20 protein-coding genes are annotated in these 24,806 nt (G+C 45.6%); all 20 read right to left on the bottom strand.

All coding sequences use genetic code 11. The features are described 5' to 3' along the window. Positions 1-30 precede the first annotated feature (30 nt). On the bottom strand, positions 31-981 hold the full coding sequence (locus ACPUC8_RS18705) for an acyltransferase family protein (protein ID WP_494926992.1): 951 nt from the start codon (positions 979-981) through the stop codon (positions 31-33). Between the two features lie 160 nt (positions 982-1,141). After that, positions 1,142-2,401, bottom strand: coding sequence for a hypothetical protein (locus ACPUC8_RS18700; protein WP_494926991.1), 1,260 nt, complete (start codon positions 2,399-2,401; stop codon positions 1,142-1,144). Positions 2,402-2,454: 53 nt separating this feature from the next. Beyond that, complete coding sequence (locus tag ACPUC8_RS18695) at positions 2,455-4,266, bottom strand: capsular polysaccharide export protein, LipB/KpsS family (protein ID WP_494926990.1); 1,812 nt, start codon at positions 4,264-4,266, stop codon at positions 2,455-2,457. After that, the gene (locus ACPUC8_RS18690) at positions 4,266-5,315 is read right to left on the bottom strand and encodes a hypothetical protein (RefSeq protein WP_494926989.1); all 1,050 of its coding nucleotides are present in this window, start codon (positions 5,313-5,315) and stop codon (positions 4,266-4,268) included. Before ACPUC8_RS18690 ends, ACPUC8_RS18695 begins: the two co-directional genes overlap by 1 nt. 173 nt (positions 5,316-5,488) lie before the next feature. Next, on the bottom strand, positions 5,489-6,898 hold the full coding sequence (gene gnd, locus ACPUC8_RS18685) for an NADP-dependent phosphogluconate dehydrogenase (protein ID WP_039327832.1): 1,410 nt from the start codon (positions 6,896-6,898) through the stop codon (positions 5,489-5,491). 130 nt (positions 6,899-7,028) lie between these two features. Beyond that, positions 7,029-7,802 (bottom strand): ABC transporter ATP-binding protein, encoded by a 774-nt coding sequence (locus tag ACPUC8_RS18680; RefSeq protein ID WP_058973884.1) that lies wholly within the window; start codon positions 7,800-7,802, stop codon positions 7,029-7,031. Positions 7,803-7,806: 4 nt separating this feature from the next. Next, a complete protein-coding gene (locus ACPUC8_RS18675) occupies positions 7,807-8,607 on the bottom strand; it encodes an ABC transporter permease (RefSeq protein WP_058973883.1) in 801 nt (266 codons plus the stop codon). Beyond that, complete coding sequence (locus ACPUC8_RS18670; RefSeq protein ID WP_494926988.1) at positions 8,607-9,896, bottom strand: rhamnan synthesis F family protein; 1,290 nt, start codon at positions 9,894-9,896, stop codon at positions 8,607-8,609. The genes ACPUC8_RS18675 and ACPUC8_RS18670 overlap by 1 nt, the downstream gene beginning before the upstream one ends. A 17-nt stretch (positions 9,897-9,913) precedes the next feature. After that, positions 9,914-10,843, bottom strand: coding sequence for a glycosyltransferase family 2 protein (locus tag ACPUC8_RS18665; protein ID WP_494926987.1), 930 nt, complete (start codon positions 10,841-10,843; stop codon positions 9,914-9,916). Between the two features lie 52 nt (positions 10,844-10,895). Then, positions 10,896-11,444: a dTDP-4-dehydrorhamnose 3,5-epimerase gene (rfbC, locus tag ACPUC8_RS18660; RefSeq protein WP_494926986.1), complete on the bottom strand. Its 549-nt coding sequence runs from the start codon at positions 11,442-11,444 to the stop codon at positions 10,896-10,898. Continuing rightward, complete coding sequence (gene rfbA / locus ACPUC8_RS18655) at positions 11,444-12,325, bottom strand: glucose-1-phosphate thymidylyltransferase RfbA (protein ID WP_039327823.1); 882 nt, start codon at positions 12,323-12,325, stop codon at positions 11,444-11,446. The genes rfbC and rfbA overlap by 1 nt, the downstream gene beginning before the upstream one ends. A 37-nt stretch (positions 12,326-12,362) precedes the next feature. Then, the gene (gene rfbD, locus ACPUC8_RS18650) at positions 12,363-13,250 is read right to left on the bottom strand and encodes a dTDP-4-dehydrorhamnose reductase (protein WP_494926985.1); all 888 of its coding nucleotides are present in this window, start codon (positions 13,248-13,250) and stop codon (positions 12,363-12,365) included. Continuing rightward, complete coding sequence (gene rfbB / locus ACPUC8_RS18645; RefSeq protein WP_039327818.1) at positions 13,250-14,329, bottom strand: dTDP-glucose 4,6-dehydratase; 1,080 nt, start codon at positions 14,327-14,329, stop codon at positions 13,250-13,252. Before rfbB ends, rfbD begins: the two co-directional genes overlap by 1 nt. A 438-nt stretch (positions 14,330-14,767) precedes the next feature. Next, the gene (gene galE, locus ACPUC8_RS18640; RefSeq protein ID WP_058973878.1) at positions 14,768-15,781 is read right to left on the bottom strand and encodes a UDP-glucose 4-epimerase GalE; all 1,014 of its coding nucleotides are present in this window, start codon (positions 15,779-15,781) and stop codon (positions 14,768-14,770) included. Between the two features lie 44 nt (positions 15,782-15,825). Next, complete coding sequence (gene galF, locus ACPUC8_RS18635) at positions 15,826-16,719, bottom strand: UTP--glucose-1-phosphate uridylyltransferase GalF (RefSeq protein ID WP_494926984.1); 894 nt, start codon at positions 16,717-16,719, stop codon at positions 15,826-15,828. A gap of 456 nt (positions 16,720-17,175) precedes the next feature. After that, complete coding sequence (locus ACPUC8_RS18630; RefSeq protein ID WP_283226376.1) at positions 17,176-18,516, bottom strand: lipopolysaccharide biosynthesis protein; 1,341 nt, start codon at positions 18,514-18,516, stop codon at positions 17,176-17,178. Further along, the gene (locus tag ACPUC8_RS18625) at positions 18,513-19,736 is read right to left on the bottom strand and encodes a glycosyltransferase (protein ID WP_039327809.1); all 1,224 of its coding nucleotides are present in this window, start codon (positions 19,734-19,736) and stop codon (positions 18,513-18,515) included. Before ACPUC8_RS18625 ends, ACPUC8_RS18630 begins: the two co-directional genes overlap by 4 nt. Before the next feature lie 3 nt (positions 19,737-19,739). Next, entirely contained in the window at positions 19,740-21,002 is a 1,263-nt protein-coding gene (wcaK, locus tag ACPUC8_RS18620) for a colanic acid biosynthesis pyruvyl transferase WcaK (protein ID WP_039327807.1), read from the bottom strand. Between the two features lie 281 nt (positions 21,003-21,283). Beyond that, complete coding sequence (locus ACPUC8_RS18615) at positions 21,284-23,494, bottom strand: phage tailspike protein (protein ID WP_494926983.1); 2,211 nt, start codon at positions 23,492-23,494, stop codon at positions 21,284-21,286. 179 nt (positions 23,495-23,673) lie between these two features. Further along, on the bottom strand, positions 23,674-24,708 hold the full coding sequence (locus tag ACPUC8_RS18610; protein WP_494926982.1) for a glycosyltransferase: 1,035 nt from the start codon (positions 24,706-24,708) through the stop codon (positions 23,674-23,676). Positions 24,709-24,806 lie beyond the last annotated feature (98 nt).

Raw genomic sequence — 24,806 nt, 5'->3', positions numbered from 1 at the left:
TAATCGCTCAGCACTGCGAATCATAAAGTCTTAACGGTAGATCTTCTTACTTAAAAAGTCCTTGAATTTACTTGAGATGTCGAAAGTAGCGTAGGCTAAAAGAAAACTTAAAGAAATCCCCATAGCGCCACAATAAATAAGTGAAGTCTTATCAAGGTTCTGGAAGTTAATCTTTGATGAGATAATTGATAAAATTTGATGATGATAAAGAAAGGCTAAAAAGGAATAATTCGATAAGAAAGAGATTATATGATTCGAATGAATGAATTTAAGAGCATATTCATAAACAACAACTAAAATTACTAATATCGATGAGAAAAGAGGTATATTCCTGGATTCATTAATCACCATATCTCTATGATCATGAATAGAGTAGCCTAAGACAACAGCAACCGCCACTATAGTAATGTACTTCAATAGTTGGTGATTTTTATTAGCAATTGCTTCAAAAAGCACCATACCTAGAATGAACTCTGGCAATCGCGCAATAGGATTCCATATGTCTCGTTTATTCCAAAATGGTATATGCTCGTATAAAAAAACATTATAATGTATTGAGGTAATAGCCAAGCCAACTGCAACAATATAAGTCACAGCTTTACTGCGACGATATAGCGCAAGTATCCCAGGAAAAATCACATACATCAAAATGATGAAACCTACAAACCACTCACCAATCAAATAAAAAGTCTGGACCCTTTGAGATAAAAAGCCATCCAAACCTAGCAAAGTCCAGAAAATCTTTAAGAAATCACCTTGAAAAATTACTCTACCACTAAAAACAAACAGTACAACTGCCGTTATGAAATAGGCAACATAGTATGAGGGGAATATTGAAAGGAAACGTCGCTTATAAAAATCCGAAAGGTTAAAATTTGATCTAATTGAGTTATAAATCCCACCACCTGAAATTATAATAAAGAAAGAAACACCAAGACCACCAAAAAAAGGGAAAATATATCTGGATATATTAACATCCATTTTTTGTCATAGAGTATGACCGCTGCATAATGGAAGATGATAATGAACAATACAGATAATGCTCTTACAAAATCGAGCGATTCAATCTTTTTCCTTTCCAAAGGTCTGCTCCAACTTGGTTATAGTGCAAATTGTCAATTATAAATTAAAAAAGAAAAAATCACTTCAGCAGGGAAACTAGAAAATTAGAAATTTTCCACATAATGGTTTCATCACTCTTCTTTATGCTCCGTTCTGATTCATGATATTTAAAAGAAGCATGGTCGACCGAAGAGAACATATCCTTAATTGAGTTGTTTATAATTGCAACTTTTTCATTAGATGGCTTTCTTGACGCTAATGACAGGATAAAAAGCATACCCTTTAATGTTGGTGTTAACTTCTCTCCAATATCAAAAAATTCATCGCTTTTGAATAGTTCATAATAGGATAATTGTTCCGACAAAGGCAATGTGTGTGGTGCAGGTTGTAACCTTTTCAAGTCAGGATGTCTCTGCGAAATTGCGCTAAATCCTAAGTAGTCCCAAGGGAATGATATTTTATTATTATCATTGGCATTTGAAAAGTTCGAATTGGATAAACTGGACGTCACGGACTCAATATTTATCTCAATGTAATCAACGCCGTGATATTTTTCAAAACAAAGAAAGTTTTTTAAATTGTATTCGAAAGGCAACACCTTCTTGATTGTAGCCATAGCGACACTATCACCAGTAATATAGATCTTCTTTTCAATACTTAATTTTTTAAAGAAATCAGAAATAACGAACTCTATAATTTTTAAACTAGCGTATACACTTTCATGTGGGTCAAGCTTAATAATACATTTTGTTAGAAAGACATAACCAAGTGTCGAAGGATGAAGATCGTTGTCTATGTAAAAGTTCTTGAGAACAGAACTGGGAATTTCTAAGCATCTTAGATACGATGGCTCACAATACTTTCCAATTAACATTTCTTCATTTACGGTTGGATGAGTATAGATCCCATTTACATCGACGTGATGTTGAGTGGAAATGTTTTCAGCCCTCCTCATTAGTAACGTCCATGGTATAATATTTATATTAGGGTACGATGAACGCCATTTATCTAGCCCTTGTAGATAGAAACCGTACATTTTTCTATCATTTTCAGGCGTCAAAAACTCCCCATGTATATTAATGTAAACCTTATCTTGGCTGAGGACATCCTTTCCCTCGGCAAGAATGTTATTTCCAAAACGATAATCACCTAGAATAAGATGAATTTTTGAGCCAGAATCCAATGACTCTGATACCTTATTAAAAATATTATCGCTCCATGTTGGTGCTCCTCCCATACCTATGAACACAGGCTCATCAATGTCGGCTGGTAGACAATTGCTGCTTTTTGCGTGTTGCATCCTTACAACATGTGAAGGACCAACAATTAAATTCTTCATTGAAAACTCGCTATGTTCATATTATCAGCATGTGGGGTATGGCCAGAAGAAGGTCAATCAAACAGAATATTTATATATCTACATCTCAGGTCAGAGCCATATATGTATAACTTAACATTATCTTTATAAACAAACTCTGCGTGTATTTGTTCACTGATTTTAAACCCTGCTCCTGAGTTTATCGATTGATATGCTTGCTCTACGTCTGGTCGATCAAAACTCTCAGCAAATAAGTACTCATTTTCATATTCGATAAATACTTTAATTACACTAACATCATCTGCTTCTGCCCAACCAGATATAATAAATTCATTATGAGTACATTTGAATTCTTCAATGGTAACGCTGTAAAAACTCTCATTAGGTATTGCGGTTTCAGCCAATAAAGCAGTGTCTACTTTTTCATCCTTTGAGATATTATTATTCATTATTAATAATTTCTCTTTCATCATGATTTCAAAAATATCTACATTATCTTTAAGCCATTGCACATAACTTTTTGAAGAACTGGCAGAGTATTCATTCACCACTTTCGCTAAAACTTCAGATAAGAGATATTGGTTCCTTGGCATAAAATAATGATTAAGTGAAAACTTAATATCGTCCCTCACACGAATTAAATATTCTTCATTATCTAAAAGATTTCCACCTTGAAGGAAATCGATGCTGAGATTCTTAATGCTATTGTTAATGTCATATGCTGCATTTCCAAGAATCAGCCCCGGAGTTCCTAATATCCAAGACTCACAACTTACGGAACTGTTAATTGAAATAACAACTCTTGAGTTTTTTGTTATTGCTAAGAAGTCTTCAGACGTTGTGTCCGGATGCAAGACCAACACTTTGTCAGACAGGCTTTTAGCATGTTCAATTGCTTCAACTTCTTTAACCAAATTGAAAATTCTTCCTGGCGCACCAGGATGCCTTTTAATTATAACGTTATATCCTAGAGATATAACCTTAGGGACAACATCATCCAAGAATTCCAAAGGATTAGCATATTTTGAATGATTTAAGGTGTTCAAGTCATCAGCTAACTGGAGACAAATAACTACATAATTATCAATAAAATTGGCTTTTAATTTTATCTCTACTGTGACATTGCCTGAATACCCAATATCAGTAAGAATCAGGCTTTCACCATGTAAATTTTCAACTGAATGAGTATTCGATGGAGCTAAATAACTCTCAAGAACAGATAAGTACCCTTTGTCGGAAAAATCAGACATCCATAAATTAGTACTAATGGCATTTTCTGATTTAATTACTTTTTCAGTACAGATCGTTGCATTCCCATTGGTGCCTTGAGGGTCTATGAGGATTGTATCTTGAAAAGGTAATCTTGTTGGACCAAGTTCAAAATGAAGAGATTGGACGTCAAATTTGGAACAAAATTGTTTTACTGCTCCGTTTTCTGACCAAAGAACAATGTGAGTAAATTGATACTCAGCATGAATCTTTTCAAGTAAGGACTCATAATATAATGATATTTCGCCAACACCATCAACTAAAGTGTTTCTAGACAAAATGCCATCGCCATCCCATTCATCCAAAAATGAACATATTTTCTTATGGTCTTCATTACTTGGATAAATCAGTTTATTTTTAAAATCCACTAAGGCTTCTTTTTTTTCTAAATCTGTGCCAGATAATTCATGGGGGTAAATGAAATCAACGGTATGATCATCATTTACAAAATGTTCAATCATTAAATCAAGAATGTACTTGTTTGAGAAAATACGCCATTCAATACCGTCAAAATTTTCATGGGATGCAATTTTCGCGAACATATCACCAGGAGTTATAAACTCAACAAAGATGTTCCTAATTGGATGAGGTTCAACAAAAAACAGAACTTTTTTCATTATAAAAATTTCTCCTCCCAAATTTTTGCAATATTATCTGACCCAACTTTTAATAGTGTATTGTTTAATTCTACTTCATAATTTTCATGTGATATTTTTGGGATGTTTGTTAATTCATCCCATTCTTCAATGCTTTTACATTTGTACAAATATTCGGATTCAAATCTATCAATATCAGGAATTGGAGTTGCAATTACCCGGCAACCTAGTGGCATGGCTTCGAAAAACTTCAGGCCACTTTTACACTCATTAAATTGATTATTAGTCAACGGTGCTATAATATTCTCAACATTTGCTTTTATATAGGGTAGATGAGAAAACGGCACAACTTCTTTAACATGATCAATTCTATGATTAAACTTATTAAGTACGGCAGGTATTTTCAACGGCCCTAGAATAAACATTTTCTCTTTATTATTTTCTGATAAGAACTTAGCTATATATGGAGCAACCTGTTTAAAATCGTTATCGTGGCTAGCAGTTCCTGGGAAATATCCAATCTTATATTCTTTATTTTTTTTAAGCGCAAATAGTTTTCGTGATAGTTGGATGTATTCTAGTGATAGCGCATTTGAAATTACATTCACTTCTGCAGAGGGGATTACTTTCTTTAGCCTATCTGATAAAGGTGTCGTGGAGACGCTGAACTTTCTAAAAAAATTATTGGCCGCTGCATTCCTTGAAATGAAATCAGATATTGAATTCAGGTAAGGATCTCTGCTTTCTATATTAGGTATATCAATAACACTTTTAACATCAAAAATTAAATCATCATAATCTGCGATTAAATTCTTTTTATCTTGATTCTTGAATAAAAAGCGCAGTAACGCCTCATTGTTTAATGATGGACGATGGAATACAATCGTGTCAAAATTATCTGCAACATCCAAATGATCTATGAAATAAGACAATGTAACCACCTCGGTGGTGTGGCCTCTCTCTCTCAAAGAATATGCAATATTAAAACATCTATAGCGAGTTGACGGATCCATATAAGGACGGTCGAGTTTACTTGTATTACCAACAAAAAGAATTCGCTCAGATGACATAATCCATCCTTTAAAACTTAACCAAAATAAAATAATTTCAGCAATGACAATAATATATCGTGGTTTCCACATGAAACAAACAACACTATATATTTGATGGGAAATCACAACTAACTATTAGATAGATATAATAAAAAAGGAGCCTAAATAGGCCCCTTATTATAATGCGGAAATTAGTCTAACCACTCGGTGTGGAACACACCGTCTTTATCAATACGCTTGTAGGTGTGCGCACCGAAGTAGTCACGCTGAGCCTGAATCAGGTTCGCTGGCAGAACTTCTGAGCGGTAGCTATCGTAATATGCGATAGCAGCTGAGAAGGTTGGTGTTGGGATACCATTCTGAATTGCGTAAGAAACGACATCACGCAACGCCTGCTGGTACTCATCAGCGATGTTCTTGAAGTAAGGATCGAGCAACAAGTTAGCGATGTCTGCATTGCTTGCGTATGCATCGGTAATCTTCTGCAGGAACTGAGCACGGATGATACAACCAGCGCGGAAGATCTTAGCGATTTCACCGTAGTGCAGATCCCAGTTGTTCTCTTCTGAAGCAGCACGCAGCTGTGAGAAGCCCTGAGCATATGAAACGATTTTGCCGAGATACAATGCGCGACGCACCTTTTCAACAAACTCTGCTTTATCACCAGTGAAAGCTTTGGCTTGTGGGCCACTCAGTACTTTAGAGGCAGCAACACGCTGAGATTTCAGAGAAGAGAGGTAACGAGCGAATACAGATTCGGTGATCAAGGACAGCGGCTCGCCGAGATCCAGTGAGCTCTGGCTGGTCCATTTACCGGTACCTTTGTTAGCGGCCTCGTCCAGAATAACATCTACCAGATACTTACCTTCTTCATCTTTCTTGGTGAAGATATCTTTGGTGATGTCGATCAGGTAGCTGCTCAGCTCACCGTTGTTCCAGTCGGTGAAGGTTTTTGCCAGTTCTTCATTGTTCAGGCCCAGCGCGCCTTTCAGCAATGCATAAGCTTCGGCGATTAACTGCATATCACCGTATTCGATGCCGTTGTGCACCATCTTCACATAGTGACCAGCACCGTTTGGACCGATGTAAGCAACACAAGCCTCGCCATCTTCAGCACGCGCAGCGATTTTGTCCAGAATTGGCGCAACCAGCTCGTACGCTTCTTTCTGGCCACCAGGCATGATTGAAGGGCCTTTCAGTGCACCCTCTTCACCGCCGGAGACACCGGTACCGATGAAGTTGAAGCCCTGGTCAGACAGTTCTTTGTTACGGCGGATGGTATCTTTATAGAAGGTGTTACCACCATCAATCAGAATGTCGCCTTTGTCCAAGTGTGGAGTCAGAGACGCGATTGTTTTATCGGTCGCTTCACCCGCCTGCACCATCAGCAGGATACGGCGTGGTTTCTCCAGGGACTCAACGAACTCTTCAACGGTATAGTAAGGGGCAAGTTTCTTGTCTTGGTTTTCAGCGATGACTTCATCAGTCTTTTCGCGAGAACGGTTGAAGATAGACACCGTGTAGCCGCGGCTCTCAATGTTAAGAGCAAGGTTACGGCCCATTACTGCCATACCGACAACACCGATTTGTTGCTTGGACATCATCTACTCCTGTCTGAAGTTACCATCACAAAATCAGATTTGTGATTGAAGTGGCAAATATGTTAACTCATCTATGCACATTTTAGGTAGTGAATGGTGCGATGATTAAACACCTAAAAATTGTGCAGGATTAGGCGTTGGTTAACAAATCACCTCTTTGAATATTCGATTTAAAATAGAGTGGTAGCACTTCTTCCGGCGTACCATCCATTTTTACCGTGCCATGTTCCAGCCAAAGAATTCTCGTACAGGTTTTTCTTAACAATTCATTACTGTGGCTGGCAAGAATGAGAATTTTAGTCGCATTGATGATGTTGGTTAATCGAGTTTCAGCTTTTTCTTTAAAGCCTTCATCCCCCACAGATAACCACTCATCCATCAGCAAAATTTCTGGAGTAAAAATTGTACTGACACTGAATCCAAGGCGCATCTGCATACCAGAAGAGTAAGTTCTTACCGGCATGTCGATAAAATCACCAAGGTCGGTGAAATCAATGATCTCTTCAATGCGTGCATCAATTTCTTTCTTTTTGAGGCCTAAAAGCGCACCACGGATGTAAATGTTTTCTCTGCCTGTAAACTCTTGATTAATACCGAGAGAAATTGAGATCAATGAACCGATATCACCCTCAATGGTGGCTTGTCCGCTTGTTGGGTGGTAAACCTTACTAAACATACGTAACAACGTGGTTTTACCCGCACCGTTATGTCCAATTAAGCCGACTCTCTCGCCATCCTTAATCTCAAAATTAAGATTATTTAAGGCAGAAACAACCACTTTGCCGTCGTGCTGGCCAACTTTCCCGCCGGTAGCAAAGTTGATAAAGTTCTTTTTAATAGATCTTGCTCGAGCATCGAAAATTGGGAAGTCAATGCATACATTTTCAAATTTAATAATTGCCATTGAATTACACCCAATAAGGAACGCGATATTTAAACTTACTGGTCATTGCTATCGAAAGCGACAAACCAACTATTGCCATCACAGCAGCGATAATATAGCTGCTCATCATTGGCACCTCGCCTAGCAACGGACTGCGCACTAAATCTATAAGGTGATAAAGCGGATTAAAATTAAGCAAAACAGCCGCAGAATTATGAGAAAGCAGCTTAGGCATCCAGATAATAGGAGTGAGATAGAAGATCACTTGCATGATACTAAGCACAATTTGTGTCATGTCGCGGAAACGTGCACAAATCATTGAGAGAATCATTAACACCCAAGTCAAATTTAACAAAAGCAGCAGAAAACCCGGTATAGCCAGAATAACTGTCCAGCTTACACTCTTTTGAACCGCAAGTAATACCAATGGAAAAATAACAATATTATGGAGAAAAATTAGGAAATTCTTCCAAATTACTCGCATCACATGAACATGTAAGGGGACGGGTAGCTGCTTAATGATACCTTCGGATGAGATCAGCGCATCACAACCCTCAGAGATGCAACTCTGAATAAATGTCCAGGTTATCAGGCCTAACGTCAGGTAAGGCAGGAACTCTTTAACGTTGGTTTTAAATAGGTTGCCGAATACTAATCCCATGGTGGTAATCATCACCGCCATACTGATTGTGATCCAAAACGGCCCCATTTTAGAGCGTTTGTAACGCATGCGAATGTCTTGACCACCCATCACTTTCACGACGTGAAAGTTTTTTAATGCAGATGTGAAGTCATCCCATCCTACAGACTTTTGCTTATTCGACATTACAAAATCCCAAATTGGTATGCAAGACGGTTCAAGCCAATCAAGAATCTGTCACCACAAAGTCGTGATAACATTAATCCCATGAACTCTTCTTGTTGTGACTCATCTAGCTGGTCTCGCAATTTAATGACATCATTCATATTGCAAACACATCTAAACATCAGGTCTAACTTAATAATCGGTAAACCACAATGATGCAATGCCAAGCAATTAATGTGAATCTGCGAACCAAGAGTAAATTCATCAAGGTAGAATGAAATTAATCTCCTTTCAAACTGTTCATTGTGCTTCTTGTCGTAATAATTGTAGTTACCAAAAAACTTGACCACACCTAAGTAATCAACTGGTGGGTTTTTTACATCCTTTATGCTCTTTGGAACAACAACTGTCTCACCATTGATATTTTTTCCAATACGTACAGTGTTATTCTCTTCTAATAAATATTTTTTATAATAAGAATTAAGTATTTCATCTTTTGCAATAATACTTGTTATAGTTCTGTTTAACCATGCACTTTCCCCTTCTCTACGATAATAGTGATAGTTTTGGAAGAAATTCTGATCACTTTTAAATTTCTTTTCCATGAAAGAAACATCAAACAATGATTTAAAATGTTTTTCAGAACTTGCTAAACTTTTTAGGGTTTTGCTTAGTGCGAACTCACCTCTTTTAATAACTAATGGTCTAACATTTGAAAGCTTATAGTTATCCCAAAAACTTTTGAATTTTTCTTTTCTTACAATGTCGCCAATAACAGATATACAGAAAGAGCCCAAATGGTGAGAGTGTGCACTGTTCTCTGTCGCACCAAGAACTTCACAACTTGTGTTAAATAGGTTAAAGACGAAATCTGGCAATCCTTTTTTGGAGAAGAAAACGCTATCATTTATAATCAGCAAGCGTTCACATTGCTTTTCCATACCATTGTCATAAAAATACTTCATCCCAGCTTTGTAGCTACCAAAGTCTCTCCCATAATTATCACGTTCAATGTATACGTCGACGAGTTCTTTGGGATAGTTTTCGGAATCAAGCTTTAAAGTATTAACTGCAACAATGAATATGTTGTTCTTCTTCGCTTCTTTGAGAAGTTCTAGTACATCATTCCTGAGTAAGGTTTTTTCATACAATGCCAAAAGCATAACTTTACCGCCGGTAAAATCATTCTTTACTTTTACATCGCGATATTTCTTAGTTCTAAAGTCATCTCTGATGGACAAAATACCATAGTAGATAAACACTGCAACTTTTAAAAAGAACCTTAAAATCTTAAAAATAGTTTTTTTCATATTTACACCGTCGATGGTTAGACTATTTTCCTAAATAAATTCATAACAAAAAATGCAGACGTTTCAAGGCTGCTTTGTCTGTAAAATCCACCATTAGTAAAACACTCAACGCGTCTTAACAAACCATGCCCAAGAGCATTAAATTTTTCATAATTGAGTCTTTCTTCTACAGGCATCTTCTCTTTAATACAATCCAGTGCCATACAGTTCATTTTGCTCCAGGTTTTAAATTCCCCAGCAAAAAGTCGATTAAACCGTGTAACCTTGGACAGCAATCCTGTGTTACTACCGACAAGATTTTGTCCATGCTGCCTGTAAAGGATTTTGGGTTCGCGATCATAAATAACAGTGCCATTCATTGCACTGCAGATGATGTATAGGATCCAATCGTGAGAAACAATTTTTAAGTCGGCAGGGAGCGTTTCGAACAGTTGCTTTAATCCGCGACTAAATACCATGGTATTCCCACCTGCATAGCTTTGTAAAAGCGCATTGTTGAAGCAGAACGCTTTCATAAAGCACGGAGAATAACCAATGGACTGTCCATCTGAGTCAATCAACTTGGTACGCGAACCATATAATTTGTATTCATTCTGCGGTAGTGAGTTTAGCTGCATGACAGCAGATTCTAGTTTGTCATCCAGCCAAATATCATCTTGATCGCAGAATGCATAAAAATCAGAATTTATATCATTACGTTGCAGCATGTTGAAAAAATTGGCTGCAAAACCTTTTCCTGGCCCTTTCAATAGTACGACTTTATTAGGATAGTTGAGCGAAAACTGCTCAATAAGTTCACAAGTGCTATCCGTCGAACCATCATCGGAAACAATCAGATTCCAGTTAGTGTACGTTTGTGAAGCAATAGACTGAAGTTGCTCTTCTAAGTATTTTTCGCCGTTGTAAGTCCCCATCAGGATACTTACTGTACCTTTATCGCTCATCATCATTAGCTACATAAAAAAGGATGAGGAAAAACCTCATCCTTAGTTTTAGGAATCAATCAAATGTTACTGCGTGTGATAATGGTGTCCCGACTTTATCTTTTGCTGAGAGAGCAGGAGTATCACCTTCAGAGATCGGCCATTGGATGTTCAGATCTGAATCGTTCCACAGTAAAGAGTGTTCATGCTGCGGATTATAATAATCGGTGCATTTATACACGAATTCGGCACTATCAGAAGTCACGTAGAAACCATGAGCAAAGCCTTCTGGTACCCATAGTTGGCGCTTATTATCAGCTGAAAGATATACCCCCACCCATTTACCAAATGTAGGTGAGGATTTTCTCATATCTACGGCCACATCATAAACTTCACCGGCCACGACTCGAACTAGCTTGCCTTGAGTATTTTCTGTCTGGTAATGAAGACCGCGCAGAATGCCTTTAGATGACTTTGAATGATTGTCTTGCACGAAGGTGCGCGGGCTAACCTGTTCTTCAAATTTCTTTTGCTGCCAGGTTTCCATAAAGAAACCACGTTCATCGCCAAAAACGGAAGGCTCAATAATTTTCACATCAGGAATTTCAGTATCAATGATTTTCATTATAGTTTTCCGTTGTATAACGCCATCAGATATTTGCCGTAATCATTTTTCAGCAGCGGTTGCGCCAGCTCTTTCAGCTTTTCGGCATCAATGAAGCCCATGCGATAAGCAATCTCTTCCGGGCATGCCACTTTCAACCCCTGGCGGGTCTCGATAGTTTGAATGAAGTTATTCGCTTCAATTAGGCTCTGATGAGTACCAGTATCCAACCACGCATGACCGCGTCCCATAATCGAAACTGACAGCTCGCCTTTTTCTAAGTAGAGATTATTGATGTCGGTGATTTCCAGTTCGCCACGTGGGGAAGGCTTCAGATTCTTCGCCAGTTCAACCACACTGTTGTCATAGAAATACAAGCCAGTCACGGCATAGTTGCTTTTCGGCTCGATTGGCTTTTCCACCAGCGAGATGGCTTTACCGGATTTATCGAACTCAACCACGCCATAACGCTCAGGATCATGAACGTGATAAGCAAAGACTGTAGCCCCACTCTCTTTGTTGGATGCGTCTTCAAGCTGCTTATACAAGTCATGGCCGTAGAAGATGTTATCGCCAAGAATCAGCGCACAGTTGTCTTCACCAATGAATTCTTCGCCCAGAATAAATGCCTGTGCCAAACCATCCGGGCTTTCCTGGACGATGTATTGCAGGTTCAGGCCCCACTGTGAACCATCGCCCAGTAGGCTTTCAAAACGCGGCGTATCTTGCGGCGTACTAATAATCAAAATGTCACGGATACCTGCAAGCATTAACGTGCTCAGCGGGTAATAGATCATCGGCTTGTCATAGATAGGCAGAAGTTGCTTACTCACTGCCATAGTGACCGGATAGAGGCGCGTTCCAGATCCGCCAGCCAGAATTATTCCTTTTTTACTTTTCACAACGGTACCCTTTGAATTTTGCAAGACCAAACATGACTCAGCTATACAGCTCATCCAACATACGAATAACACCCTGTTGCCATTCCGGCAGTGTTAATCCAAATGCGGTCGTCAGTTTTTCAGTATTGAGTCTGGAGTTAGATGGACGCTTAGCGGGCGTTGGAAACGCAGCGGTATCCACGGTATTGATTGCAGCGACTTTAAGCGGTAGGCCCTTCTCGCGGACATACCCAATAACCAATTCTGCATAGGCGTGCCAGGTCGTTACACCTGAGGCAATCAGATTATAGATGCCTGCTTTTTCTGGCTGCGCCAGAGTCGCCTTAATGGCATGCACGGTGCAGTCGGCAATCAATTCGGCACCAGTAGGTGCGCCAAACTGATCGTTAATCACTGACAGTGCTTCTCGTTCCTGTGCCAGACGGATCATGGTTTTGGCGAAATTGTTGCCTTTTGCCGCGTAAACCCAACTGGTACGGAAGATAAGATAGTTAGGCGCATGAGCAATAATCGCCTCTTCACCCTGACGCTTAGTTCTGCCGTAAGCGTTGAGAGGTGAAGTGACATCGTCTTCACTCCACGGGCGCTCACCGCTGCCGTCGAATACATAGTCGGTGGAATAATGGACCAGCAAGGCATTCACATCGCGCGCTGCACAGGCCAGCGCTTCCACACTGAGAGCATTAATTAACTCTGCATTATGCAGGTCGCTCTCCGCTTTATCCACGGCGGTATAGGCTGCGGCGTTGACAATGACGTCGGGCTTAATGTCCCGCACCGTTTTTGCAATGCCTTCTGGATTTGTCAGATCACCACAGTGATCAGAAGAGTGGCGATCCAGGGCGACCACCTCACCCAGCGGAGCCAAAGCGCGCTGAAGTTCCCAGCCAACCTGACCATTCTTACCTAATAGCAAAATCTTCATTAGCTACGTTTCTCGTAGTTTTGTTCAATCCAGTTTTGGTATGCGCCGCTTTTAACGTGCTCAACCCATTCATGGTTGTCCAGATACCACTGAACGGTTTTGCGCAGGCCCGTTTCAAAACTCTCTTGTGGTTTCCAGCCTAAATCACGTTCGATTTTAGATGCATCGATGGCGTAACGACGATCGTGGCCAGGACGGTCAGCAACATAAGTAATCTGTTCGGCATAAGGGGTGTCTTTAGGGCGCAGCTCATCCAGCAGCTCACAGACCTTATGTACCACTTCAAGGTTCTGTTTTTCGTTGTGTCCGCCGATGTTGTACGTGGTGCCGACTTTCGCCTTGCTGACGACGGTATACAACGCTCGTGCGTGGTCTTCTACGTACAACCAATCACGGATTTGGTCACCTTTACCGTAAATCGGCAGAGGCTTACCTTCCAGCGCGTTGCTGATGATTAACGGAATGAGTTTTTCCGGGAAATGGTATGGACCGTAGTTATTGGAGCAGTTGGTGACAACAATCGGCAAACCGTAGGTCCGGCCCCAGGCGCGAACTAAATGGTCGCTGGCGGCTTTGGTCGAAGAGTAAGGGCTGCTCGGGGCATAAGGTGTTGTTTCAGTGAACAACGGCAGCTCGCCTTCCATTTCATCAGGATGCGGTAAATCACCGTATACTTCATCAGTTGAGATGTGGTGGAAACGAAACGCATTCTTGCGCGCTTCTGGCAGCCCCATCCAGTATTGACGGCTCGCTTCCAATAAAGCGTAAGTCCCCACAACGTTGGTCTGTACAAACTCTGCTGGGCCGGTAATTGAGCGATCGACATGACTCTCTGCCGCCAAATGCATAATCGCATCGGGTTGATGGTCCGCTAATACCTTGGCGATGGCTACACCATCACAGATATCGACATGGCAAAAGGTATAGCGCGCATCGTCGCTGACCGTTTTCAAGGATTCAAGATTGCCTGCGTACGTCAGTTTATCAACGTTAATAACCTCATCACTGGTGTCATTGATGACGTGACGAACCACAGCTGAGCCGATAAAACCTGCACCACCAGTAATTAAAATCTTCATGACGTTGAGCTATTCCTGACATTGCGGCCGAGCCATCTCGGCCAGAGGAGAAAAAGTGTGCGACACACCCGCAATAGACAAAGCTACCGCCCTTGGGTTGCAGCTCCCAACATGCTGATGTGTGTAAAACCATCTTTAAGCATAGTGCGTTTTTTGTAATTTCAGCACTATCTGCTTGAAATAATTTTAATTCTTTAGAATTAATTAGAAAGAATTGATTATTTCGGAAGTTTAATTTTACCACCGCGGGTTAGTGAACACGACCAAAATGGACCCCGCATTCAAGTGTTGGTTCATTAATTAACCAATTGTGCTGCGGATTAATGCGAGGATCGTCTACCTGTGCTCAACCGTAGGCAATCAGAAAGTGACGAAAACCAGAAGTGAATCAAAACAGGATAAAAAAAGGCGGACATCGAGTCCGCCTTTTTAGGGAATTTACTTAAACCCTTCCGGGTTCTTACTCTGCCAGTTCCAGGTATCGCGCATCATCGCATCGATCCCGCGCGTCACGCGCCAGTCCAGCTCGGTGTTCGCCAGGCTCGCATCCGCCCAGAACGCCGGCAGGTCGCCATCGCGACGGGGTTTAAACTCAAACGGAATCGCTTTACCCGACGCCTTCTCAAACGCTTTGATCATCTCCAGCACCGAGAAGCCCACGCCGCCGCCGAGGTTATAGGCTTTGTAACCGGTGACCTTTGGCAGATGGTCCAGCGCTTTCAGATGGCCTTCGGCCAAATCCACCACGTGGATGTAGTCGCGCTGTGCAGTGCCGTCTGGCGTGTCGTAGTCATCACCAAACACACCCAGTTTCTCGAGACGACCAATCGCCACCTGCGCAATGTACGGCAGCAGGTTGTTAGGAATACCGGTTGGGTCTTCACCAATCTCACCCGACTCATGCGCACCCACTGGGTTGAAATAGCGCAGCGCGATAGCTTTGAAGTTCGGGTCAGCTTTAGCGAAGTCGCGCATCACGAATTCGATCATCAGCTTAGAGGTGCCATACGGGCTGGTGGTGCCACCAATTGGCGTGGTTTCCACATACGGAACCGGCGCATCGGCACCGTAAACGGTCGCTGATGAGCTAAAGATGAAGTTCCACACACCCGCTGCGCGCATCTCTTCCAGCAACACCACGGTGCCCGCTACGTTGTTTTCGTAATATTCCAGCGGCATACGTGTGGATTCGCCGACCGCTTTCAGCGCAGCGAAGTGGATCACAGCAGAGATGTCGTTGGCAGCAAACAGGTCACGCAGGCAGGCACGATCGCGGATGTCGCCTTCGACAAACACCGCTTTCTTACCAGAGAGTTTCTCCACGCGATTAATGGCTTCGCGTGAGGCATTGCAAAGGTTATCCAGGACCACAACGTCGTCACCGCGCTCCAACAGCGCCAGCACCGTATGGGAGCCGATATACCCTGCCCCGCCCGTTACCAAAATAGCCATGTGTACTCCTTTAAACCGCGCAAGTGGCGCGGCATGAGAATGGATTATTTCGCCAGGATTTTCTGGATAGCTTCGCGGAAATCACGACCCTGCGCGTTGTTACGCAGACCGTAAGAGACGAAAGCCTGCATGTAGCCCATCTTTTTACCACAGTCGAAGCTGGTACCGGTCAGCAATTGCACATCAACAGGTTTCTTCTTGCTGAGAGAGGCAATCGCATCGGTCAGTTGGATACGGCCCCATGCGCCTGGCTCGGTGTTCTCCAGCTCTTTCCAGATATCAGCAGACAGCACATAGCGGCCCACTGCGGTCAGGTCTGAATCTAACTGGCCCGCTTCCGGTTTTTCCACGAAGTTAGTGATGGTGCTAATGTCGCCTGGGTTATCAATCGGCTCTTCGGTGGTCAAGACACCGTATTCAGTCAGATCTTCGCCTGGCATGTGTTTCGCCAGCACCTGGCTGTGGCCGGTCTCTTCGAAACGCGCAACCATCGCTGCGAGGTTATAGCGCAGGTGGTCAGCGGTAGAGTCATCCAGCAGGACGTCTGGCAATACCACCACAAACGGGTTGTCGCCGATCATTGGACGCGCGCAAAGTACTGAGTGGCCAAGTCCCAATGGGTTCGCCTGACGTACGTTCATGATGGTTACGCCCGGCGGACAGATTGATTGCACTTCGCTCAACAATTGGCGCTTAACACGTGCTTCAAGCAGCGCTTCCAGCTCATAAGTGGTGTCGAAGTGGTTTTCCACTGCATTTTTGGAAGCATGGGTGACCAGCACAATCTCCTTGATGCCCGCAGCCACGCACTCGTCAACAATGTATTGAATCATTGGTTTATCGACGATTGGCAGCATCTCTTTTGGGATGGCTTTCGTTGCAGGGAGCATATGCATACCGAGACCCGCAACCGGGATTACTGCTTTAAGCTTGGTCATATTTATTCCATTTCATGAAGTGAATACGTGGGGTCGATTATGCAGGATCGGCCGGTGCAGCAAGTATAATCTTTATCTGAAAAACCGGCACTAACTCTCTGTCACGACATCAAAAATCGTCAAAATGCCCATCTGCCGTTTCGCCTGACGCGTGTGAAATGCGCGGGCTAAACTGCTGAAAAACAGTGGGAGGATGCCGGATTTTGAACGGAGGATAAGACCAGTGATTTTCAGAATGGTTTCAGGGGATTTTGCAGTGATTACATCGTTTTTGATGGCGTCAGGAAGGTAAAACGTAGCGGCGAGAATTATCGCGCATTCAGGCAGCGTAACGGTTGCCAGGACGCGCCATGAATGGCGCCGCTACGGATGGTTGCGATGGGTTAGTAGGGTGTCAGGCCGGCCGTTGTCGCCATCGGGCGCGCCAAGACACGCCCCGGTGCCATTTATCGTGGATTACAGCCAGCCTTCAAACCACTCCGGCATCACAAACAGATTGAAGTGATTCACCAGCAGCATCAGGCCGACAAACACCACCGACACCGACACCCACTGGCGTGCATAGGGTACAAAGCGAATGCCAATAACCGGTTTGATGAAGAACGGATGCGCAAAGGCGGAGATCAACACCTGCGAAATGGAGAGTGTCAACGCCACGTAGAGCACATTCGGCCAGATGTAAGTGGTTGCCAATACCACTACCACCACCAGACTCGCGACGATATTCCAGTAGAACTCGACGTTGGTCTTACCGTTGGCCTGCGAGATCGCGCCAGTCAAGCCGCCCATCGGACGCAGCATGCCAAACAGCAGCATCAGCGGAATCAGATGGTAAACCTGTTCATGCGATGCGCCATACAGCACGCGCACAATCACCGGCGACAGAATGCCAATCGCCAGATACATCAGGCTGCTGAACAGCATGATGACGAAGGTGCCCTTCAGGAACAGCTTCTTCAACTGCTCAGGATCGTGCTGTTTCTCAGCGAAACGCGGCAGCGCCAGGCGGTTAATCACCGGGGAGACCAGCTTCAGCGGCTGCAGAATCAGCTCTTTCGCCAGTGAGTAGATACCCAGCATCTCTGCGCCCATCACCTTACCGACAATCAACGCATCCGCTTGAGTACGCAGTTGGTTAATGGTCTGCGATCCGAGCTGATAAATGCCGTAACGCACTGCGCTGAAAAAGGTTTTGCCTTCAAATTCCCACGTCGGACGCCACGATTTCTCGCCGAAGTAGATCATGCACAGGATGCGGGTAAAGGCATTGATAAACAGCCCAAGGATCGCGGCAGCAACGGTCAGCGAGGTGAAATAGAGCATCGCCACGGTGCAGAGGAACGCGAACAGCTTGGTCGCCATCTCAATCTTCGCCAGCGTCACCATGCGTTTGGCTTTCACATAGTGCGCCTGATACTGCGACAAATGCCCCAGCACCAGGAAGTTGAGACTGGTGAGCATTATCAGCCCGGTCAACTCTGGCAGATGGTAGAACCATGCCACCGGCCAGGCGATGGCCAGCATAATCAAACCGGTGCACAGGCTGAGTGAGACGTTCACCCAATAGATGGTGCTCTGTTGGCGACGATTGATGTCCTGACGATGCACGATGTAGCTGCTCATCCCCATATCCTGCAACACCGTTGCCACCGCCAGAATGGCATTAATGATCGCCAGTAAACCTAACTCATGCGCTTCCAGCTTGCGCGCCAGCACGCTAAGCTGGAGAACCTGCAACAGGGCTGCGAAGCAGGTACTACCAAACAGCCAAACGGCCTGTTTTTTTAATCCGCTCACACCATTTGCTCCAGAATTTTTGCCAGCTCGCCGTAGGCGATATGCTGATTGAACTCAGTTTCCACTTTGTGACGCGCAGCGGCGACCACAGGTGCCACATCCACATCACCACGGGATAAACGCAGTAACGTTTCTGCCAGTTCCTCGGCGTTGTTTTCGGAAACCAACCAGCCACTCACGTTGTTCTGAATCAGCTCTGGAATACCACTGTGATAGGTGGAGACCACCGGCAAGCCCACCGCCATCGCCTCCATCAACGCCACCGGAATACCTTCCATGTCACCGTCCGCTGCGGTTTTAGACGGCAGCAAGAAGATATCCGCTTCATTCAGCGCCTGACGGATCTCTTCCTGGGGTTTAAAGCCCGGCATAGTGACAAACGCTTCCAGCCCCGCACGGGCGATGTGTTCGCGCATCATGCCGTCCTGCTCACCGTTACCGATGATGGTGAACTGGAACTGTCCACCATTGTTGCGCAGGATTTCACTGGCTTTCACCGCCACATCCAGCCCTTTCTTCTCGGTCAGACGTGCCACCGAGACGATGCGCAGCGGCTGGTGGAAGGCCTCGCGCGGTTTGAAGTTAAATTTCTCCGGCTCGATGCCCATGCGGGTGACATGTACTTTCTCGCGCGGACAGCCCATCTCGATCAGCTTGTTCTCCCACAAATGGCTGATAGGCAGCATCAGTTCACTCTGCTTGAACAGGTTGACGTAATCGAGCTTGTGCTCTTCGAGAATGTGGCGGCGCGAGATATCCGCGCCGTGGAACACCGTGGCCTGCTTGCCTTTCAACACGCCAAGTTCACGTAATTTATTCGCCAGCGCACCGGCATAGCCAAAGTGCACCAGAAAAACATCAGCGGTGAAGGTTTGCTTCGCGTTAGCCACAATAGCGGGCAGCAGCAGCTTTTTCGCTTGCGCCCCATAACGCCCGACGTTGAGCGATTTGATCAGCGACGGTTTGGCGATTTTCGGCAGCATCAGACCAATACGCTGCGTCAGCTTATCCAGATTTGAGACTTTCTCTTCCGGCAGTAAATAGTGGGTTTTCGCTGCCAGATTGTAATCATCGAACGCGGCATGGCGATTGATCATATCGCCGGGAAACACGGAGATAATCTCCACGTCGTAGCCTGCATCGATGAAATGCGTCACCTGATTGAGGACAAACGTCTCAGAGGCAACCGGAAAACGCATGGTGAAAAAGGTCAGCTTCATCACTTACCCCAGCACGTTGAGAATTTCTGCCGTAATGCGGTTACCCATTTCACGCTCCTGCGCCACCGCGGTGTCCACTTTGCGCTTCACATTGTCGTAGTCCGCCAGCACGGTCTGCACTTTGTCGATCAGTGAACCGTCCATCAGGCTTTGTACGTCGGTCGCCATTTGTGGCAGGCCGAGTTGGTTCATCACACCGAGCGACTTGTGCTCATAGTTGATGGCCACAGCCGGAGTACCGAAGTTCATGGAAATGATGGCGGAGTGCAGGCGGGTGCCGATAGTCAGGTGACAATCAGCGAGCAGGATGCCGATTTCAAGGTCGTTGAACTCGTCCATGATGACATGGTAATGCTCTGGATGGTCGACGTGATCGCGCAGGGTTAACGCCACCATACGGTCGTCTTTCGCGTAGCTATCGATGCCAGTACAGGTTGAGAACGCCACGACCTGATATCCCTCGGCAATCATCGCGTTAATCACTCGACCAAATGCGGCTTCATACTCTTTCTGCGTCACGCCCAAGCGTTTGTCAAACGGCGCCAGTTCGCGCACGGTGATAGCAATGGTTTTGCGTGAGCGGATGATATTTTGCCAGTGCAGCAAGTTGTGGCTTGGGTTCTCCACTTGACGCGCTTCCACCAGGAAGGCGGTGTCCACGCCCTTCTTCACACGACGTGTGGTGACGCCATCCTGTTTCAGGCGGTCGAAACTCACTTCCTCGCGCAGCACCAGGCTGTCAACGCGGTCAAACACGAAGTTCGCCAGCGCGTTCACGCGTGGATTTTCAAACGGCCCCACCGAGTGGCCAATCATATACAGCGGCTTTTTCGCCATCAGCGCACAGAGCGCGTGGTCGAATTGCGTCACGCCGTACAGATCGACGAAGAACGAACCTCCAACCTGAATGATCGCGTCATATTGCGCCAGACTTTTGGTGAATGCTTCCAGGTGCGGTGGCACCGAAAACGATTTGTACAAGCCGCCCTTGCCTAAGTGCGCCATCATAATGTCGGGCATTAAGCGGTTCGCGACTTTGCGTTTTACCGTACCCACCAGCCCTTTGGCTGATTTGCTGTTGTGCAGGAACAGGGAATCTTGCTGGATATCCTGCTGCAGTAAGTATCCGGAGCTTGTTGGATAACGACTGATGACATCGATATCGAGGTCCTTACGCGCGGAATGCAGTGAATCAATCAATCCACGTAAAATCGCGCCATCCCCACGATTTCCACAGGTATGGTTTCCCACCAATAAAATCTTCATAAAAACTCCAGATAAAATTTTTTTAATTGTGCAAGCCGCGCCATTTCCTGAACTGGCAAAGTGAACTCTGTATTAAAAAACTGCAATGGGAACAATGCCCTAAATAAATCCAGCGGTGCGCATTAATGCGCACCCTACGAAAAACGCGTGCGATCCTCGTAGGGTTGTCATCATGAATGCCCCCCTACGAAAACCGCGTACGATCCTCGTAGGGTTGCCATTTATGGCGACCGTAAAGCACGTTACTGATAACCATGGCGCGATAAATCGCGCCATTAAAACTAAGACTTCAGCGCAAAATACGGCAGAGCGACCTGCTCGCCGTTAATCACCACCGAAACAAAGCCTTTCGGCTCACGCGTATCCACCTGTTCCGGCTTCAATGCACGAGACGCCAGCAACAGGTCGCCCTGCTCGTTGCCGCCAATCCCCGCTTTGCCGTTATGCAGGCTAAAGCGCTGTGCTGCCTGTTGGCTGCCACTGCTCGGATTGCCTTTGTCCATTTTGGCGTCAACGCGCGCGCAGCGGCCGGTCATAAAGCGATCTTTGGCCGTGCTCTTAATCAGTACGACCGCAGTGGGCATCCAGCCCGCCAGCTTGACGAACACTCGGGTGTCGGCCTCGCTACGCGGGTCAAAACGCACTTCCAATACCGGTGAACTGCCTTCTGCTGACCAGGTCGCCTCGGCATTTTTGGTTTTGCGTTGCAGATGAATAACCGCACGTCCACCGGTGGTTTTACCGCCAATCGGATCCATCAGCGGTTGATTGGTGGTGCCGTTGTTAAACTGCGACTGACCAAATACCTCGATTTCCCAGCTGTCACCCACCGTCGGCGAGTAGAAGTTACCTAACTCAAACCAGGTCTCTTGATTGGTGTTATTACTCAGGCGGAAACGCGAGGTGATGTAGTTGTATTTCAGGCTGCCATCGATGGCGACGCCGTAAGACTCGACGCGTGTCGAGCCCATCTCCCACATGCTTAACCAGGGTTTGCCCTGCAGTGAGTTGTCGATCCAACTGCCAGACTGCAAATTGGTTTGACGCATATTGAGGCGCGAGTTGTGCGCAATCAGCGGGTTTTTACAATCTTCCAGACTCAGTGCATCAATAATCCACTGACCGTCAGAGATGTCGCCGGGATGTTCAGTGTGCTCAATCCAGCCGTTATGAATAATCGACTGACCGCAACGTGGCAGATTGAGCACTTTGCCGCCGGAGCAGTGCTGCGCATTGAAGTTAGAGAGTTCAATCGCGGTGCTGTGATCCCACACGCCCACTTTCTGTCCGGACCAGGTCGCTTTGATCACATCGCCCGTACAGGTTTCCGCATACCACTGGTCAATTTTGCAATCCAGCGTGTCCATCAGACTCAGACACACGCCGCCCACGCGGTTGAAGCGCAGGCAGGCACCACGGAAGAACTGACCGCCCGGACAGGTATTGTGGAACAACCCCTGCTTATTCGGACGCGAGTCGTTGTTACCGTTGAAATTGAGGTTGGAGATTTCAGTCCAGCGCGCGTTCACCGAGAACAGAAACTCGGAGCGACCATCTGATACCAGTGTGGTCGCCGGGAAGTAGCCGAAGTTGACCATCGCGCCCGAAATACGGAAGAAGCGCAGCTGCTCATTGCCGAAATCGCAGCCTGAAACAAAGAAGGTCCCGGCCGGGAACTGCACGCAGATCGGTTGATCGGCATCATGTGACCACTGATACATGGCTTTGATCGCCGGTGCCGAGTCGGTTTTACCGTCGGCGATGGCACCGAAATCAAACAGCGTCAGGCGGTTGAAATCTTCCACCACGCGGCGCCAGTAGAAGCCGTTGCCGGCGAAGATCACACCGCCATCATCTTTGCCTTCGCCAAATGCGCCAACAAATTCGCCGCCGCCAACTTCCAGCCCTTCGTGCCAGCTTTTCAGCTTAATTTTGGCACCGGCAAACAGCGGACGGGTTTTGCGCAGCTCATCCACTGAAGGAATTTCGCCAATCAGCTGGTAGCCATTAGGCTGGGCCAGACGCTGGCTGAAGTTGCTCTGATTGGGGCGCGATACATCTGTAATCGAAAACAGCGTGTTGCCCTGATTATCCTCCACCACCATCGAGTGAGCAGGATCGGCAATTAATGCAGCATTATCGTGAATAAACTGCGCAAAGTTGCCTTTATTCAGCGCAATTGGCTGACTAATCTGTGACACTTTGCCGTTGGCGTCGCGCAGGAATACCGGGATCTGGTTGCCGGATTGGCTGGCATCGCTACCCGCTTTACCGATCCACAGTTTGCCCTCAAAGTTCTGCCAGAACTGAGGCGGCATAGTGTAGACATTTTCCGGCGTCAGAATCGGGACATCGCCCTGCGGTACGCTGGACGGATCAACAGCCTTCAACGCAGGTTGACCACTTTTTGCGGCGTAGCTGGAAAATGCACTCACTGAGAGCGCGGCAACAATGGAGGAGGCTGCAGTCTGCAAGACTTCTCTTCTTTTCATGCTTTCAATCCCGTGGTCATATTGGGCCATGAGGCCATAAGTGTGATCCCGGAGGCATTTAGCCGTCATACTTCACGCCACAGGGGCGTTGGCTGCTTGCCTTCGCCCCGGTCACTTACTGGTGTAAGCTCACGGCGACTCAAGCACTTGCCGCCTTCCTGCGGCATGAATTATTTTGGCTAAACCAATGCAAGCCAGCTTTGTTTGATCTGATTACCGTCAAACTTCAGCGCAGTTTCTTTGGTTTTTTCGCTCATCGCGTAGAACAGGCCATCATCGCTGGCGAGCTGGTCCATCCGCGCAAGGAACGTTGATTTGTCATTCATCGGCACCAGGAAGCCATCTTCACCGTGGTTGATGATCTCCTGCGGCCCGGTTGGGCAGTCGTATGCCACCACCGGCAGCGACCAGGATTTCGCTTCCAGCAGCACCAGCGGCAGACCTTCATAGCGCGAGGTCATCAGCGCCATATCGCTATCGCGGTAGTAATCATTGATATTGCTGACTTTGCCGACGAAATTAACGCTGTCAGTGATGCCCAGCGCAGCAGCCTGGTCATGCAGCTGTTGGCGCAGCTCGCCGTCCCCGGCAATCACCAGCTTCCACTCAGGATGGGTTTTGCTGAAGTCGGCCCAGATATCCAGCAGCAGATCGAAACCTTTCTGGTTATCCAGTCGCCCCACCGCTAAAGCCTGACGGCTGCGCGTCTGGCGCTGAAACGCTTTGTACACCACCGGATTCGGGATTTGCTGGCTGGCGATATTCCAGCGGCTGAACACCTGGTGATCTTTGTCTGTCAGCACAATCACCTGGTCGTAATAGCGCAGCAACATCCATTTCAGCAGCTTGATTGGCTTGCTGAAGGAGTTAATGGCGATGTGTTCGCAGGCATAGGCCTTAAAGCGTTTTTTCTTCATCGCCATCAGGTTCCAGAAGGCGAACATCACGCTCAGGCGGCCCATACTGATCAGGAATACGCTGTCGAAGCCTTCCTGATGGATAGCCGCCACGGCGCTTTTAATCGGGTTGCTGTGGCCTTCAAAGCTGACAATCTGTTTCACACGATCGAACGGGTAAAAGGTTTTGCCATGCCCTTCCAGCGAATAAATGGTGACGGAGTGCTGCTCACCGAGGCACTCCGACATGAAGTTGCAGATGTTCTCAGTACCCGCGTACGAGTAGGCATCTTTGATGACCAAAACTATCTTTTTCATGGACCTTCCCACCTCAAAATGTGTACCTAAGACCCAAGTCATTTGCGTTGTAGCAAGGCGGCAAAGATGTTCATGCCCAGGAGCTTACACAAGTAAGT

The sequence above is a fragment of the Pantoea sp. CFCC18177 genome (assembly GCF_059412425.1).
This window is presented reverse-complemented; position numbering and strand designations above follow the sequence as displayed.

Bases quoted from the DNA above. Each gene is read 5' to 3' on its own strand.
- rfbD (WP_494926985.1), bottom strand. From the start codon at position 13,250: ATGAAGATTTTGCTATTAGGTAAGAATGGTCAGGTTGGCTGGGAACTT.
- ACPUC8_RS18625 (WP_039327809.1), bottom strand. From the start codon at position 19,736: ATGAAGCTGACCTTTTTCACCATGCGTTTTCCGGTTGCCTCTGAGACG.
- gnd (WP_039327832.1), bottom strand. From the start codon at position 6,898: ATGTCCAAGCAACAAATCGGTGTTGTCGGTATGGCAGTAATGGGCCGT.
- rfbB (WP_039327818.1), bottom strand. From the start codon at position 14,329: ATGAAGATTTTAATTACTGGTGGTGCAGGTTTTATCGGCTCAGCTGTG.
- rfbC (WP_494926986.1), bottom strand. From the start codon at position 11,444: ATGAAAATCATTGATACTGAAATTCCTGATGTGAAAATTATTGAGCCT.
- ACPUC8_RS18675 (WP_058973883.1), bottom strand. From the start codon at position 8,607: ATGTCGAATAAGCAAAAGTCTGTAGGATGGGATGACTTCACATCTGCA.
- ACPUC8_RS18610 (WP_494926982.1), bottom strand. From the start codon at position 24,708: ATGAAAAAGATAGTTTTGGTCATCAAAGATGCCTACTCGTACGCGGGT.
- wcaK (WP_039327807.1), bottom strand. From the start codon at position 21,002: ATGAAGATTTTATTGGTGGGAAACCATACCTGTGGAAATCGTGGGGAT.
- galF (WP_494926984.1), bottom strand. From the start codon at position 16,719: ATGACCAAGCTTAAAGCAGTAATCCCGGTTGCGGGTCTCGGTATGCAT.
- ACPUC8_RS18695 (WP_494926990.1), bottom strand. From the start codon at position 4,266: ATGAAAAAAGTTCTGTTTTTTGTTGAACCTCATCCAATTAGGAACATC.
- ACPUC8_RS18665 (WP_494926987.1), bottom strand. From the start codon at position 10,843: ATGATGAGCGATAAAGGTACAGTAAGTATCCTGATGGGGACTTACAAC.
- ACPUC8_RS18690 (WP_494926989.1), bottom strand. From the start codon at position 5,315: ATGTCATCTGAGCGAATTCTTTTTGTTGGTAATACAAGTAAACTCGAC.
- ACPUC8_RS18700 (WP_494926991.1), bottom strand. From the start codon at position 2,401: ATGAAGAATTTAATTGTTGGTCCTTCACATGTTGTAAGGATGCAACAC.
- ACPUC8_RS18705 (WP_494926992.1), bottom strand. From the start codon at position 981: ATGGATGTTAATATATCCAGATATATTTTCCCTTTTTTTGGTGGTCTT.
- ACPUC8_RS18680 (WP_058973884.1), bottom strand. From the start codon at position 7,802: ATGGCAATTATTAAATTTGAAAATGTATGCATTGACTTCCCAATTTTC.
- ACPUC8_RS18615 (WP_494926983.1), bottom strand. From the start codon at position 23,494: ATGAAAAGAAGAGAAGTCTTGCAGACTGCAGCCTCCTCCATTGTTGCC.
- ACPUC8_RS18670 (WP_494926988.1), bottom strand. From the start codon at position 9,896: ATGAAAAAAACTATTTTTAAGATTTTAAGGTTCTTTTTAAAAGTTGCA.
- galE (WP_058973878.1), bottom strand. From the start codon at position 15,781: ATGGCTATTTTGGTAACGGGCGGGGCAGGGTATATCGGCTCCCATACG.